Annotated in this window: 17 protein-coding genes; 9 read left to right on the forward strand and 8 right to left on the reverse strand. The window is 60.2% G+C overall.

Features of this window, described 5'->3' with window-relative positions:
• From ACIGGE_RS07905 to ACIGGE_RS07925, 5 genes are all read left to right on the forward strand, one after another.
• The coding region (locus ACIGGE_RS07905; protein WP_397489948.1) for a hypothetical protein at window positions 1-453 on the forward strand (453 nt) is incomplete at its 5' end.
• A gap of 55 nt (window positions 454-508) precedes the next feature.
• Window positions 509-2,788, forward strand: coding sequence for a putative bifunctional diguanylate cyclase/phosphodiesterase (locus ACIGGE_RS07910; RefSeq protein ID WP_397489949.1), 2,280 nt, complete (start codon window positions 509-511; stop codon window positions 2,786-2,788).
• Between the two features lie 648 nt (window positions 2,789-3,436).
• Window positions 3,437-3,727, forward strand: coding sequence for a type II toxin-antitoxin system RelE/ParE family toxin (locus ACIGGE_RS07915; protein ID WP_397489950.1), 291 nt, complete (start codon window positions 3,437-3,439; stop codon window positions 3,725-3,727).
• Window positions 3,717-4,019, forward strand: coding sequence for a HigA family addiction module antitoxin (locus ACIGGE_RS07920; RefSeq protein WP_397489951.1), 303 nt, complete (start codon window positions 3,717-3,719; stop codon window positions 4,017-4,019). Before ACIGGE_RS07915 ends, ACIGGE_RS07920 begins: the two co-directional genes overlap by 11 nt.
• A 320-nt stretch (window positions 4,020-4,339) precedes the next feature.
• Window positions 4,340-5,101: a Crp/Fnr family transcriptional regulator gene (locus ACIGGE_RS07925; protein ID WP_397489953.1), complete on the forward strand. Its 762-nt coding sequence runs from the start codon at window positions 4,340-4,342 to the stop codon at window positions 5,099-5,101.
• Here ACIGGE_RS07925 and ACIGGE_RS07930 read toward each other — a convergent pair.
• On the reverse strand, window positions 5,038-6,117 hold the full coding sequence (locus tag ACIGGE_RS07930; RefSeq protein ID WP_397489954.1) for a glycosyltransferase family 4 protein: 1,080 nt from the start codon (window positions 6,115-6,117) through the stop codon (window positions 5,038-5,040). The two genes, ACIGGE_RS07925 and ACIGGE_RS07930, sit on opposite strands and share 64 nt — an antisense overlap.
• Window positions 6,118-6,197: 80 nt before the next feature.
• On the opposite strand from ACIGGE_RS07930, the gene ACIGGE_RS07935 reads away from it, so the two are divergent.
• Complete coding sequence (locus ACIGGE_RS07935; protein WP_397489955.1) at window positions 6,198-8,240, forward strand: HAD-IIB family hydrolase; 2,043 nt, start codon at window positions 6,198-6,200, stop codon at window positions 8,238-8,240.
• A complete protein-coding gene (locus ACIGGE_RS07940; RefSeq protein WP_397489956.1) occupies window positions 8,237-9,124 on the forward strand; it encodes a glycosyltransferase family 2 protein in 888 nt (295 codons plus the stop codon). Before ACIGGE_RS07935 ends, ACIGGE_RS07940 begins: the two co-directional genes overlap by 4 nt.
• Here ACIGGE_RS07940 and ACIGGE_RS07945 read toward each other — a convergent pair.
• The 6 genes from ACIGGE_RS07945 to gntA are packed head-to-tail and all read right to left on the reverse strand — an operon-like array spanning window position 9,117 to window position 12,611.
• A complete protein-coding gene (locus ACIGGE_RS07945) occupies window positions 9,117-10,220 on the reverse strand; it encodes a glycosyltransferase (protein ID WP_397489957.1) in 1,104 nt (367 codons plus the stop codon). The two genes, ACIGGE_RS07940 and ACIGGE_RS07945, sit on opposite strands and share 8 nt — an antisense overlap.
• The gene (locus tag ACIGGE_RS07950) at window positions 10,217-10,462 is read right to left on the reverse strand and encodes a hypothetical protein (RefSeq protein WP_397489958.1); all 246 of its coding nucleotides are present in this window, start codon (window positions 10,460-10,462) and stop codon (window positions 10,217-10,219) included. Before ACIGGE_RS07950 ends, ACIGGE_RS07945 begins: the two co-directional genes overlap by 4 nt.
• Window positions 10,463-10,497: 35 nt before the next feature.
• Complete coding sequence (locus tag ACIGGE_RS07955) at window positions 10,498-10,989, reverse strand: hypothetical protein (RefSeq protein WP_397489959.1); 492 nt, start codon at window positions 10,987-10,989, stop codon at window positions 10,498-10,500.
• On the reverse strand, window positions 10,986-11,264 hold the full coding sequence (locus ACIGGE_RS07960; protein WP_397489960.1) for a hypothetical protein: 279 nt from the start codon (window positions 11,262-11,264) through the stop codon (window positions 10,986-10,988). The genes ACIGGE_RS07955 and ACIGGE_RS07960 overlap by 4 nt, the downstream gene beginning before the upstream one ends.
• Before the next feature lie 7 nt (window positions 11,265-11,271).
• Window positions 11,272-11,850: a DUF1989 domain-containing protein gene (locus ACIGGE_RS07965; RefSeq protein ID WP_397489961.1), complete on the reverse strand. Its 579-nt coding sequence runs from the start codon at window positions 11,848-11,850 to the stop codon at window positions 11,272-11,274.
• Window positions 11,847-12,611 carry a guanitoxin biosynthesis heme-dependent pre-guanitoxin N-hydroxylase GntA gene (gntA, locus tag ACIGGE_RS07970; protein WP_397489962.1) on the reverse strand — a complete coding sequence of 255 codons (765 nt, stop codon included), beginning with the start codon at window positions 12,609-12,611 and terminating at the stop codon, window positions 11,847-11,849. The genes ACIGGE_RS07965 and gntA overlap by 4 nt, the downstream gene beginning before the upstream one ends.
• A 55-nt stretch (window positions 12,612-12,666) precedes the next feature.
• Between gntA and ACIGGE_RS07975 the strand changes: the two genes are divergently transcribed.
• Window positions 12,667-12,867: a hypothetical protein gene (locus tag ACIGGE_RS07975; protein ID WP_397489963.1), complete on the forward strand. Its 201-nt coding sequence runs from the start codon at window positions 12,667-12,669 to the stop codon at window positions 12,865-12,867.
• 54 nt (window positions 12,868-12,921) lie between these two features.
• On the forward strand, window positions 12,922-13,389 hold the full coding sequence (locus ACIGGE_RS07980; RefSeq protein WP_397489964.1) for a hypothetical protein: 468 nt from the start codon (window positions 12,922-12,924) through the stop codon (window positions 13,387-13,389).
• A 266-nt stretch (window positions 13,390-13,655) separates the two neighbouring features.
• Here the strand turns inward: ACIGGE_RS07980 and ACIGGE_RS07985 are convergent, their stop codons facing one another.
• A complete protein-coding gene (locus tag ACIGGE_RS07985; protein ID WP_397489965.1) occupies window positions 13,656-14,096 on the reverse strand; it encodes an NTP transferase domain-containing protein in 441 nt (146 codons plus the stop codon).
• Window positions 14,097-14,101 lie beyond the last annotated feature (5 nt).

The following is a 14,101-nucleotide window of genomic DNA, read 5'->3' on the forward strand; positions in this document are numbered from 1 at the left end:
AAGGACGACAAGCCTGGCAAGGATGACAAGCCTGGCAAGGATGACAAACCCGGTAAGGACGACAAGCCTGGCAAGGACGACAAGCCCGGCAAGGACGACAAGCCCGGTAAGGACGACAAGCCTGGCAAGGACGACAAGCCCGGCAAGGACGACAAGCCTGGCAAGGATGACAAGCCTGGCAAGGATGACAAACCCGGTAAGGACGACAAGCCTGGCAAGGACGACAAGCCCGGCAAGGACGACAAGCCCGGCAAGGACGACAAGCCTGGCAAGGACGACAAGCCCGGCAAGGACGACAAGCCTGGCAAGGATGACAAGCCTGGCAAGGATGACAAACCCGGTAAGGACGACAAGCCTGGCAAGGACGACAAGCCCGGCAAGGATGACAAGCCTGGCAAGGATGACAAGCCTGGCGGTCCGGGCAAGGACGGCGGCCCCGGCAAGGGTGACTAGTCGTGCTAATCGTTAACGCCTTCGATGCCTTTCGACATCTCGCAATGTGCGGTCGATGGGTATGAGCGCCACTATCGGCCGACTGCTGATCTGCGTACTATCGCTGGCAGCTGCGATGTTACTGTGGGGCTCGGGGTTTTTGCAGGGCGCTGAAGATGCTTTGCGCAATTCCCTGTTCAGCATCCATTCCCGCGAAGCCAGCGGCCAGCTTCACGTCGTCGAGATGGATGCGGCAAGCCTGGCAGAGATAGACCGGTGGCCCTGGGACCGGCGCCACTATGGTTCACTTGTCAGCCGGCTGTCGGATGCGGGCGTGCGGAGCATTACCTTCGACGTCGATTTTTCCACTCCATCTGAAACAGAGCAGGATCTCGCTTTCGCCGCGGCGCTGGCCGAGGCCAAGCCAACGATCGTCCTGCCGACATTTGCGCAAAGAGCATCTCGGCACGACACAAGGATGCTAGACGCCCTGCCGATCCCGGCCTTGAGGGATTATGCAATCCTGGGTTCGGTTTCCATCGCAGCAGACGGCGACGGATTCGTGCGGCGAATGCCATTAGGCACTCTTACGCAGGGCATTCCCCGGCCATCATTGTCCGCGCAGATTGCGGGCCGCCCCGGGACGGTCGATCAGCCTTTTCCATTAGATCTGTCGATCGACCCTCTGACTATACCCCGCCACAGCTTCTCTGATATCGAGCATGGTCGGTTTGCCGAAGCCGATCTTCGTGGAAAAGATGTGTTGGTCGGTGCCACGGCAATAGAAATGGGCGACAGGTACGCTGTTCCTCAACATGGCGTAATTCCCGGCGTCATTGTTCAAGCGATCGCAGCTGAAACTCTCTTTGCGGCTTTGCCTGCCAGCGCAGGCCCGTTTGTTCTTATGGCAATAGCCTGCTCAGGCTTCGCCTGGTTGCTACGGGCGACAACAATGCGCCAGGCCGCAACACGCAGCGCCGTAGCGCTGGGCACAGTTGTGAGTGCCTACGGCGCGTCTTGGTTCGCATTTTACACGATGCTCGAAGCCGCACCCGCCGCAGTCGCGGTATTGTTTGCAGGCGCTGCGCAGTTGCTGGCAATTCTTAAAAAGGATTTGGACCATAGGCGCGTCCATGACTCCGACACAGGGCTTCCGAACCGACTGTCGATGGAACGAGAGATTGATCCGGCGTCGGCCGCATGCATTACGGCAATCATTGGTAATTTCGCGGCGCTCTCGAGCGTTCTGGGCGATCACAATGCGAAAGAACTCCTCAAACGCGTTGCCGAGCGGCTCCTCGTGGGGAACTTCGGCAGCACAGTTTATAGAATAGAGGACCGCACGCTCGCCTGGCATTCTTCTCTTGAAGCCGGAGAGATGGAGGCAATGCTTAAGGCATTGCATGCACTGATGCGACGTCCCATCGAGGTCGGAGGGCGAAGCGTTGATGTCCACATCGCATTTGGCGTTGCCGCACCTCAAGCCCTAGCAGAGGCGGCTTTGTCCGCTGCAACGGCTCTGAGAAATGCGGAACCTTGGCACATTCATCTAGCTGATGAGCAAACCGAGGTGGAACGGCAGATCTCCCTTATGGGAGAGCTTGATGTGGCAATCGATTTGGGTGAGCTTGAGGTCGTTTATCAGCCGAAGCTTGATTTAAAGACTGATCGCATCACCAGCGTCGAAGCGCTCGTACGTTGGAATCATCCGCAGCGCGGTCCGTTACGACCCGACCTGTTTATTCCGATGGCCGAAGATGCGAACCGGATATGCGACCTGACCTTGTATGTTCTGCAAAGGACCATCGACGATTTAGCCGCCTGGTGCCAACATGGCCTTGTCGTCAGCGCTGCGGTCAATATTTCCGCAAAGCTGGTCTATTCAACCGAATTCATCGACAAGGCGAAGCGGATCCTAGCGGAGACAGGAATTCCGCGGAATCGTTTGATCTTCGAAGTGACTGAATCAGCAACAATCGATGATCCCAGCGCCGCTGTCGCCGCGCTTCAGCACTTTCGCGATCTGGGCATCGCAATCTCGATGGACGATTACGGCACAGGCCAGTCGACATTGACTTATATCAAGCAGCTTCCGTTGTCCGAACTGAAGATTGACCGAAGCTTCGTCCAGCATGCCCATGAGGATGCAAACGATGCGCTTCTCGTGCAATCGACCATCGACCTTGCGCATCGGCTGGGTCTGCGAGTTGTTGCAGAAGGAGTGGAGGATCGACGTTGTCTCACCTTCCTCCGCGAAGCTGGCTGCGATCTTGCTCAGGGCTATTTCATTGGAAGACCGACCAGCCCAGAAGAAATGAGGGAAATGCTTACATCGCACACGTCACTTGCGGCCTGAACGCGACTAACAATTTTCTGCTTATCGACTGATAGCACTCGGCGCGCTAGGCAACCTTTCATTGTTAAGCGAACGTCCGTTTTTGGGTTGCTACAACAATCTCTCGAATGACCGTTATGGGGGCGCTTAGCGGACATAAATGATGGCTAGTTTCCCGGGTGGAAAAATGCATTTCCGAATCCCTAAAAAGGCATCGAACCAATGCATTAGACGGCTTTTGCGGGCCTTTTGCGGGCTCTTTGCATAAACCGAATTACCTAAATATCTGAAAATACGTGAAAAAAGAGGCCAAATGTGATGCCTCTTCTGGGCACCAGTAGCATAAAGCATTGAAATGTATAGGAAAAAAGGGGAGATTTGGAGGGCTCACATTGGTTCTCCAAGTTTTTGTCTCGGCTCGTCTTTTGCGTACTCTTTCAGCAGTTTGCGGCGTTGATCGACTGAATCTCGACTCGTCCCTGATAATCCCAGCCTCAGATTTTTGCGGGCCTTTTCGCGGGCTTCTGACAAAACCATATTCCGAGGCCCGCAAATGCTTTATTCGGGGGCCTTTCTGAAAGGCCGGCCGCGTCGCTTCCGACCTGAGTGATTTTCGTCTTGCGTCACGCGACACTTGACAGATTTGTGCGTGGCGACTAGGGAGATTTCATGGAAATCGAGTCCATCAGGCACAAGGGCCTGCGCCGCTTCTTCGAAATCGGCAATGCCAAGGGTTTGGTGGGGGAGGTGGGTAGGCTGCGCAAGATGCTTGCCTTTATTGATGCAGCGGAAGGCATGGGCGAACTGTTCGTTCCGCCAAACTTCGGCCTCCACGAACTCACTGGAGACCGAAAAGGTACCTGGTCGATGACCGTGACACGCAACTGGCGTCTGACCTTCAAAGTGAATGAAGAAGGCGCATTGATTGATATGGATCTGGAGGATTATCATGGCGCTTAAGATGCACCCATCGCTTTCTGTCCATGTCGGCGAGTGGCTGAAGAGCGAGATTGTCGAGCCTGCCGGTGTCAGCGTAACCGATCTCGCTGCACACTTCGGTGTTTCGCGGCAAGCACTGAGCACGCTGCTCAACGGCAATGCCAGTCTCTCTGCCGATATGGCGATCCGCTTCGAGAAGGCCTTCGGGATGAAGGCCGATACCTTGCTGCGTATGCAGACAGCCTATGAGCTCGCACAAGCGCGGGCGCATGAGGACGAGATAAAAGTAGGGAAGTTTGCCGAAGCAGCATGACAGCTTCCTACATCAGTCTGCAAATTGCCCAGCAGAAAATCATTCAATCTTAGCTGCAGGTACATACTCGCCCATACATTGCATGGCAGAAATGGGGCCGATTGCGGACCGTCCGCTCCGAAATTTAATTCACACCAAGGCGGCCGCCGCTTTCGGGTGGGCATGCATATGCCACATTGAGTCCAGCACAGACGCGTATCTACGTCGTATGGTCGGGTGGCATAAGACCACACTTGTCTTTGGGCTGCGTCCAAACCACGCTTGAACGGACGTCGCGTTTTAGTTAGCTGCAAGATCCAGCGAAAAATCTGGAAACTGCATTGCACACCGAACTTTTCCTGAAAGGCCGTCTGCGGCACGAACTTGCCGCACAAGAAAAGGCCTGGCTCGAAGAGGCTGTCAGTCGCACTGTCCGGCTCGAACCGCGGCAAACTCTGGTCGAACGTGGAGAGCGGATCGAGCATTCCTATTATATCATCGAAGGGACCGTGCTTCGCCACCGCGACGACCGGAAGGGTGAGCGGCAACTGGTCGGGTTGAATATTCCCGGCGACTTCGTCGATTTGCACGGCTTCCCGATGAAGCGGCTGGATCATAATACGACGGCACTAGGGCGCGGTCACCTTGCCGAGGTGCCGCATTCGGCCATTGCCAAGCTGCTCGAGCGCTCAACTCATCTCGCTCGCGCGCTGTGGTTCTCCACCTTGCTGGATGCGGCCATGCACCGCGAATGGATCTTCCGGCTTGGACGGCTCAATGCAGAAGGGCGGATCGCGCACCTCGTTTGCGAGATCATCGAACGGCTCAAGTTCGTCGACCTGTATGACGGTCGCAATTTTCCGGTACCATTGCTGCAGCGCGACTATGCGGAGGCATGCGGTATCACACCGGTCCATGCCAATCGCAGCTTTCGTATCCTGAAGGAACGCGGCGTGCTGGAACCGCATGGCGAAGGACGGATCGAGATCCTGGACGAGGCCGAACTGAAACGGCTCGGCGAGTTTTGCGGCGACTATCTCTATGGCGAAGGCATGCTGGCACTGGACTCTTTCGAGGACCGGGACGAGCAGGCTTCGCGGTAAAGCGCCAGCGTCTCGCGCGCCATTCGCTGCGCGGAGAACCGTTCTTCGAACCGGCGCCGAATAGCCGAGCGGTCCAGCTGTAGCACCTCGTCAATCCTATCGATTGCTTCGGCAACGCTATCGACGACGATACCTGTCACCCCGTCCTCGATCACTTCGGGTACGCTGCCCTGCCGCCACGCTATGACCGGCGTCCCGCATGCCATCGCCTCGATCATCACCAAGCCGAAAGGTTCGGGCCAGTCGATGGGAAATACCAGCGCGGCTGCCTTGCCCAGAAAGCCCTGCTTCTGTGCATCGTCGACACTCCCGACATGCCTGATCCGATTGTCCAGTGCGGGCAGGACGACCTCGTCGAAATACCCGGGGTTGCCCGGATCGACGGGACCGGCGAGGCGCAAGTCCCGGCCGGTTGCGCGCGCGAGTTCTATCGCGCGATCCGGCCGCTTCTGGTCTGTCATCCGACCGAGGAATGCGAGGTAGCCCCCCGATCCATCGCCCGCCCGATATCGCTCCGTAGGCATCCCGTGATGCACCACGCCTGCCAAGCTGCCAGCTGGCACTGCCCCTGCCTGCGCATTCGAGATCGCGATGATCCGCTCATGCGGGAATGCGCGAAAATGCTCGACGTGATCCGGCTCGTCGGCGCGCCAGTGGATCGTGCGGAACGCCGGGATGCCGAGCGCGCTGGCGGCAGCGCTCGCATGGGCTGAGCCGTGCAGATGAACGACATCGTGCGCTCCGCCATGGGTCAGCACGTCGCGCAGCAACTGCGCCTCCAGCACCGCAGGCAGGCCCGGTGGAGCGGAGCCGCCTTGCTGCTCGTGCCAGGATAGCGAACGGTAGTCACTCACATGCCGCACACCCGGAAGCGTGCAATCGGCTGGCCCGAACAAGGTGACCTCGTGACCGTCATCGACCTGCGCCGCGACAAGGTTCGCGATTACCCGCTCGGTGCCGCCGTAAGTGACGGGCGGGACCGGATGAATGACGGGCGCGACGTGGGCTATACGCATGAAAGCAACATTTATCACCTTGATTGTCAGGAACTTGGAACCGGCACGAACATCGGTACTTGCAGATCCGGAGCCCGTCGATGTTTGTTTGTCATGTAGCCCTTCAGGGCTGTCTCACACTGTCCGATGTCCCTTATGGCATCAACGCGGACACCGGTGGCCACATCACCTATCTGCTCGAACTGGCCTGCGCGAGTGCGCGCGATCCGGCCATCGACCGTATCGACATCATTACCCGCGGTTTTGCCGACGCGAAGCTGGGCATGCGATTCGATGCGCAATGTGCAGAGGCACAAGGCAAGATTCGGCTCGTCCGGCTGGATGATGGCGACCCGTCGTACCTACCCAAAGAGGCCCTGCACGAGCGACACGAAGAGCTGTGCGAGGCGTTTCTCGCCTACCTGAACGATCTCGATCGCAAGCCGGCCATCATCCACGCCCATTATGCCGATGCGGGGATCTTGGCCCGCAAGGCGAAGGAAGCTCTCGGGATCCCCTACATCTTTACCGGCCACTCGCTTGGCGCGGTCAAGCGCGAAGTCAACGGCTGCGCCGACGCCAGCCTGCAAACCCGGATAGCTGTCGAAGAGCGGGCACTGGCTCTTGCCGATGCAGTGATTGCAAGCTCGCGCGACGAGGCAGAGGCGCAATACGCGCACTACGCCTCCATCGAAGCGGGTCGCATCCGCGTGATCCCGCCGGGATGCGACCTGACCCGGTTCGAAAGCGCGCAACCCACCGACAAGGTGCGCGCGGATTTGGCGCAGTTCCTGCGCGATCCGGCCAAGCCCATGCTACTCGCCATCGCTCGGCCCGTTCGCAAGAAAAACCTGCTGGGCCTGGTAGAGGCCTACGCCGGGGACTCGGAATTGCAGGACGCCGCCAATTTGGTGATCGTCGCAGGCTGCCGCTCCCTGCTCGGCGATCTGGAAACGGAATGCCGAGAGGTCATGCAGGAGCTGATCGAGGCGGTCGATCGGCACGATCTATACGGCAAGTTTGCCTATCCCAAGCATCACGACCCCGCCGACATCCCGGCCTATTATGCCATGGCGCGCGAGAGCGGTGGCGTATTCGTGAACCCCGCCTTTAACGAGCCCTTCGGCCTGACGCTGCTGGAAGCGGCCGCGTCGCGCTTGCCGGTGGTCGCCACAGACAGCGGCGGGCCGAACGATATCGTGGAACGGTGCAGCAACGGCGAACTCGTTTGCCCGCGCGATCCGCAGGCGATTGCCACCGCTTGCCGGGAAATCGTGACGGACAGGCGCAAGTGGGTACGCTACGCCACTGCGGGTGTGGAAGCGGTTGCAGCCTACGACTGGACGGCTCACCGCGACCAGTATCATCGCCTTCTGCATGAATTGACTGGCCCGCTGGAGCCAGCCCCGCAATGGGACCGGATCCTGATTTGCGATATCGACAACACACTGCTGGGCGATCGGGAAGCCTTGCGTGAATTCCTCGCCTGGCAGGCAGAGCATTCGGGCCACATCGCTCTCGGCATCGCGACCGGGCGCAGTTTCCACAGCGCGCAAGCAATCCTTGCGGCGGAGGGCGTACCGACACCCGATGTCATCATCAGCAGCGTGGGCACTCGCATTCACTGGTACGACCGGGATGAACGCTGTTTCTTGGAAGACGAAGGCTGGCGACGCCGGGTGGAAAGCGCATGGCAGGAGGATACGGTTCGCGAGACTACGGATACACTAGGGCTGCGGCAGCAGGCTTTGCTGGAACAGCACAGTGGCAAAGCCAGCTTCTTCCTCGACCGGCATGATCCCGATGACATCCATTGCGCGTTCCGGAAAGCCGGCCTGCACGTGGAGATCGTGGCCAGCCATGGTCGCTATCTGGATGTCCTGTCCGAAGGTGCCGGGAAGGGGCCGGCGGTCGTCCATGTGGCGGATACGCTATTCCTGACCCAGTCGCGTGTCGTAGTCGCGGGGGACAGCGGGAACGACCTGACCATGCTGCGCGCCTGTCCATTCCCGATCGTGGTCGGCAATGCTAGCGACGGGTTGGCGCAGGATCCTTCCCTGTCCCACGCCTATTGGGCGAAAGGGTGCTACGCTGCCGGCGTGCTGGAAGGCGTCCGGCATTACCAGGCGCAAGGCAGCTGGTGAGTACCTATCGATCCGTTTCGGTGCTCACACTGGTGCGGGGCCGCCAGCAGCATCTCGATCACCTGATTGCAGGCCTCGAGGCCCAGACCTTCCCGCCAGACGAACTCGTTGTCGCCTACATGCAGGACGAACCGCCGCGAATCGAAACCGACGGACGCTTCCTCGTCCGCTGCGTGCAGGTACCGGGAGAACCCATGCCGCTCGCCGCCGCGCGAAACCGTGCTGCGGAACTGGCGGAGGGCGATGTTCTGACCTTCCTCGACGTCGATTGCATTCCCGATCCGGAATTCGTGCGCCGCGCGGCGGAAGCACATGTGTACGACGGCGAAGGCGTGTTCCTGCCTGAAGTGCGGTACTTGCCCGGGCGCGGCGACGGCTGGCTCACCTCCGACGGGGCACCGGATTACGACCTGCTGGCCAGCACTGGCGTGCGCCATCCCAGCAAGCGCCCCCTCAATGAAACCTCCGTCGATCCGATCGCGGATTTCGGTGAATTGTGGGGGCTGGCTTTCATCATGTCCTCGGAGACCTGGGCTGCGGCTGGCGGAATGGACGAGGATTACATCGGCTACGGTGCCGAAGAGACGGACCTCGGCCAGCGGCTGAAGCGTGCAGGCGCGCGCATGTACTGGGTGGGCGGGACGATCTGCTTCCACCAGCACCATCACGTCCATAAGCCGCCCTTGCAGCATTTCGATACCATCATCCGCAACGCCCGGCTCTATCGCAGCCGGTGGGGGGAGTGGTGCATGCAGTACTGGCTGGACGATTTCGAGCGGCGCGGGCTGGTGAAGCGGTCCGAAACACGCCTCGAGGTGGTGCGTCAGCCCACAAAAAGCGAGATTGCGGATACCCGGCAGGGTGCCGACGTGTTATTCAGCTGACCGCCCACAGGCGGGTAGCCTGTTCCTCCAGCCAGTGCGCGGCCTTCCGCGCGGCATCATCGTCATGCAGCGATGCAAGAACGCCGGCATCCAGCGCGTCGGTCTCCGAAAGCACGCGCTGCCATTCGGGGATCGAGGCGGGCCAGGTCTCCCGGTAAGTCGCCGCGCCCAGGCGCTCCAGCTCTCTCGCCTTGGCCTGCTGCTCGTCGAAATACCGCCATTCGGGGATGCACAGGAACGGCTTGGCCGCGCGGGCGATTTCGTGGACCGTATTGTCGCCGGCCGAAGCAATCACGCGGTCGGCGGCGCACAAATAATCGGTCAGATTGTCGATCCAGCCCAGCTCGTGCAGGTTGCCGAAATCGGTTTCGTGCCCTTCGCGGTGTACCGGTCCGGCGACCAGCCATTGCGTTTCCGGCTCCGCGCGCGCGGCGACCGTGAGCGGGGCGTAAGGCGTACCCGATCCTCCGCCACCGGCGATTACCAGCGTCATGGTCCTGTCTTCGGGCAAGCCGAGCTTGGCGCGCGCCTCCCCTTTTTCGAGCAGTGGCGCGCGGGTCGTGCACAGACCGCCCGTGTAGAATGTGCGCTCGCGAAGACGCGGCGGGTAGCTCGCCTGCTCCATCCGCTCGTCGAACGGGGCCAGCATGGCGACACAGGCTTCGTAGCCCGCGACATGACCGACATCCTCACGGTCACCATGCATCCTGATAGTCACGGCCGGCACGCTCATGATGCGCGACAACAGGGCGATCTCCGCCGAAACGTCGATGACGAACAGTGCCGGGTCCGCTTCGCGCAGCGTTTCTGCAATCGACCCCATGTGCTGGCGCATTTCCTCCACGCCGAGCGGGACGCAGTGCATCACCTCCGGCGTCGGCTGGTCGTGCAGCGCCGGGCTGCGCGAGGGCGCACCGATCATATTCGGCAGCTCGACCATGGTCGCATCGCGCGGCCGCTCGTCGAACTGCGAGGGCGCTGCCGTCATGATCGTAACCGGCCGTTCTTCCGGGATGTGTTCGAGGATAGCCATGATCCGGTTGGCATGGCCGCGGCCCTGATGGTGCGCGAAAAAGGCCAGTGGGCGCTTGTTCATTCTTGTTCCTTCGTTTCCACCTGCCGGCCACTATCCCGCGCTGGATTGACGATACGGCCGGCAGTCCAGTTTTCGCTGAGCCGAACCTTGGGATTGGGGGCACACCAGATTTCACCGGTCGCATCGATTGCGGTGACCCAGATAAGATTGTGCTCAAACCCGTAGTCGATGACGGCAAAGGCGAGCCCGGCGCCGCGATCAATGACATGCACGGGAAGCGGGGGGTTCAGCTGGGTGAACATGTCAGGGGTTCCGTCTGCGTGAAGGAGGGTCGCTTTCACACATCGTCGTGTGGCGTGAGCTTGGCGATCAGCGACCGGACGGTGCCGAACAGCATGGTGACCATGGCGACAAGTCCGGCACTGAGGACCACCACGATCCAGTACAGAACCTTGAAGAGCATCGGAAACCAGTTTTCTGGCACGTCGTCGAATTCGCCGATCGGCATCGTCATCAGGAGCAGCATGACAACGGCACCGCCCAGGAGGACGGTCGACATCATCGCAATGCGATAAATCTGCCTGTACATCCGGACGTCGAATTCCGCATCGGCGCGCCTCACCAGGCCGAGCAAGGTCAGCATCAGGGCCAGCGTCGTGGCCGCGCTTCCGGCAATGGCACTGCCGAGATAAAGTGCCGGGCTGGATAGTGCCGAAATCATGTCCCGCGCTTCGAGCGAGGAATAAATCGTACCCGAAGCGAAGTGTCCGGCCAGCCCGACAAGCAGGATCATGCCAACCGAACTGATGGTCAACGCGGTGTGTTTCATGCCGCGTCTCCAGCCTCGTTTGCGGGCTGCTTGCGTTCGCCTTTTTGCGGACCGAGATAGCGATACACGCCCCACAGATTGATCAGCAGCAGGGCGATATTCTGCCAGCCGATCCCTTCGGCATCGTCGCTGAGGAAGCCCCAGGCCGTCAGTGCCAACGAAGACGTGACGAAGAGCAAGAAAGCCCATCCCGTCACCCGCGTGCTGACATTCGTCGCCACGACGAGCGCTGCAACCACGGCAGCAATGGCGCCGTACCACTCGAGGAAATCCAACACCACTTCAGCCGCTCACATCGTAATCGATCGGTTTGAACGTGCCGCCGTTCGAAACATAAGCCGCGCACGCGGTGAGCCCGATCACGAGGTCCATCTCGGCCGGGAATCGGGTGAAGGTGCCCGGCGGAGACTGCGGCGGATCGACCGAAAGCCCGCCGTCGCCGGCGACCGGTACGTTCATGAATACGTTGAAGGCGGTGGGTATGTCGTCGGGACCGATGCCATATGGTTCCAGCGCTTCGGCCAGATTTCCGAAACAGCCGCGATGTACCGGCTTGTCCGGGTAAAAGTGGCGGAACGTATCCTTCGAACAGGGCGTAAGGAGGAAATCGTGCGCGGGCGCGGTATCTTCCAGAATGGTGAGCATGGGTTTCGACCGGTTCGACCAAAGCCGCGCGCCGGTGGTCAGCATGATCCGTTCTTCGTAGTCGAACGTCCTCCCGTTGGAGAGGATCTCCGCCGGATCGGCCCGCGACACGGCCAACAGGTCGCTAACTTGCCCGCCCTCGGGATCGGTCACGGTCAGCACCTGCCCTTTCGACAATTCGAAAGCGGTTCCGGTGCGGGGTTCGATGCGGGTCATTTGCCGCTCCTCGGGTCGGAAAAGGGGCAGCGCCAGTCATCGCCGACGACGCGCCCGCTGTACTGCCGCGCCTCGCTCGTCGTGCCGTGCCGCGAAAGCATGGGGTTGATGGATCCGTCCAGCGCCATATCGCGCTTCAGGATCGTCTCGCGCATGCGCTCGTATCTTTGCGAAGCGCGCAAGGCCTCGAACTGGTCGTGCAGATTGAAAACAAGGGTCGGATGCGGCATTCGCCGTGCGGCACGCGACGCGTTGGGATGCATGCCGACCACGAAATAGGCCTCGCCGCCGAAGCTCAGAGAGAAATGCGGATCGCTCGGATCGCTACTGACGTCTGGGTCGTAGTCCAACCCGCGCCAATCGTCCTTGGCAGCAAGCGAATTGAGCCGCTCCCACATCGCTTTCTCGAACGCCGCCTCATCCAGATCGTCGGGTCCGGAAAACACGACGGCGAGGCTGCGCAGACCGTCTGGGTTGCTGGCGTAATCTTCGCTCCAGTCGAGCAAGGCGTCATGGATTTCGAGATCGTTCCATGCGCTGGTTAACGAACGGGCGGAGAGCACCTTGAGCCTGCCGGTCGCCAGAGCCGATTTCGCGCCGACACACGGGAAGCCGTCCTCGCCAATATGCGCGCGCAGGACATCGGCCAGCGAAGCCTCGCCGTCGGCCGCATCAGCGCCGTTGTCGATGTCGATCTTTCCGATCATGATCGTACAAACGTTCGGGCAGGGAAAGCGTTGCTGCAATTTAACATCGATCAAGCGGAAGCCCGTGCGTAGCACGGTAAGGGCCACGCTTCTCACTTGGAGACATGTATTGGCTATCGCGAAATTCAGGCGCTTTCAGGTCTATGGCCAGCGGTGCAGCGGCGCCAACGCCCTGATCAAATTACTCGAACGGAATCTGGAAGAGCGGGAGTTTACCGAAGACTTCGGCTTCAAGCACTGGCTCCTCCACGAAGAGCTCCAGATTCCCGGCGATCTCTTTGTCGTCGTAATCGCGCGGCCGGTCGACTAGTGGCTGCGCAGCCTGCACGCCAAGCCGTGGCACGCGCATCCGGAACTCAAGCAGATGGACTTCGGCGAGTTTATCAGGGCCGAATGGCGCAGTGTGTGGGACGAGGATTTCTGGGGTATCGACAAACAACACCCGAAGTTCGGACAGCCGATCGAGGAAGAGCTTTGCCCGCAAACCGGATCGCCGTTTCCCAATGCCATCGCCATGCGCACCGCCAAAATGCGCAACTGGTCAGACGTGGCATCACGTGCGACCGGGCATGCACTGGTATCGCATTCCGAGCTTGTTACCCGGCCGGAGAGATTGATCGAGCGACTAGCTGCAGCGGCCAGGTTGGAAAGACGCAGAGAATTCGTGCCGGTGACCACTTACAAGGGCCAGGACTCGAAATGTTTTGTTCCAACAAGATACTCACCCGTCCGACCCGCCGATGCTGCGTTCATCAAACGCTACCTCGATCAGGCAGTTGAAAGTCATTTCGCCTTAAGCCCTCTAACAAGCGCAACGGCAGCTTGCGGGTAACGCCCTAGCGACTTTGTATGGCCGAGATTGGGGCGCATTGGCGTCCGGCAGTTTTCACCAAGAGCAGGCTGACGGCTATGGGGCCGTAAGCAGACTGACTGGTTTCGGTGAAATCCAGCGAAAAGCAGCCACTTCTTCTCTTCAATGGCCGAAATGCCTCACCGATCCTCAATCGGCAGAACTTAGTTGCTGAAGGTCGCAAACCTCATCGACATCGGCAAGTTGTCCTTCGTGAGGAGGCGCGATAAGCTCGGCATCTCCCAAATTTAGGCTTCGCTCTCCCCGGTCCCCATTGAGGGTATCGAGGAGGGGGAAGACCGAACGCGGGAAAATCGCCCGACAGCCCGCGCTGCCATGGGGAAGCGTGTGAAGGCCACGCCCTGCTTTAGGAAAAGCCGACCAAGATGCGTGCGCCAAACCAGCGGCATGTCGGCGAGCATAATTATCACGCGATCGCAATCGGTCAGCGAGCGCACTCCTGCAGCAATCGAGGTGCCGATGCCCTGTCCCGCCACCGGGTTGTCGACCAGCCTCCAGTCCGGGCGGGCTCGGATCGGGCTGTTGGGGCCAATCACGAGAAGGCGCTCGCTGAAATCGATGGCTTCTGCGGTTTCCGCAGCCCGTTCCCACAAGGGTCGTCCGTGAAATTCGGCCATGAGCTTACCGCCGCCGAACCGCTTCGCCTGGCCCGCGGCGAGCAGAACCACGCCCG

It is taken from the genome of Qipengyuania sp. NPDC077410 (assembly GCF_044543405.1).
In the GTDB taxonomy this organism is placed as follows: Bacteria; Pseudomonadota; Alphaproteobacteria; order Sphingomonadales; family Sphingomonadaceae; genus Qipengyuania; species Qipengyuania pacifica.

Coding starts and splice junctions, on each gene's coding strand:
- ACIGGE_RS07935 (WP_397489955.1), top strand. CDS start 6,198: ATGTTTGTTTGTCATGTAGCCCTTCAGGGCTGTCTCACACTGTCCGAT.
- ACIGGE_RS07915 (WP_397489950.1), top strand. CDS start 3,437: ATGGAAATCGAGTCCATCAGGCACAAGGGCCTGCGCCGCTTCTTCGAA.
- ACIGGE_RS07950 (WP_397489958.1), bottom strand. CDS start 10,462: ATGTTCACCCAGCTGAACCCCCCGCTTCCCGTGCATGTCATTGATCGC.
- ACIGGE_RS07945 (WP_397489957.1), bottom strand. CDS start 10,220: ATGAACAAGCGCCCACTGGCCTTTTTCGCGCACCATCAGGGCCGCGGC.
- ACIGGE_RS07955 (WP_397489959.1), bottom strand. CDS start 10,989: ATGAAACACACCGCGTTGACCATCAGTTCGGTTGGCATGATCCTGCTT.
- ACIGGE_RS07910 (WP_397489949.1), top strand. CDS start 509: ATGGGTATGAGCGCCACTATCGGCCGACTGCTGATCTGCGTACTATCG.
- ACIGGE_RS07930 (WP_397489954.1), bottom strand. CDS start 6,117: ATGCGTATAGCCCACGTCGCGCCCGTCATTCATCCGGTCCCGCCCGTC.
- ACIGGE_RS07920 (WP_397489951.1), top strand. CDS start 3,717: ATGGCGCTTAAGATGCACCCATCGCTTTCTGTCCATGTCGGCGAGTGG.
- ACIGGE_RS07965 (WP_397489961.1), bottom strand. CDS start 11,850: ATGACCCGCATCGAACCCCGCACCGGAACCGCTTTCGAATTGTCGAAA.
- ACIGGE_RS07980 (WP_397489964.1), top strand. CDS start 12,922: ATGGACTTCGGCGAGTTTATCAGGGCCGAATGGCGCAGTGTGTGGGAC.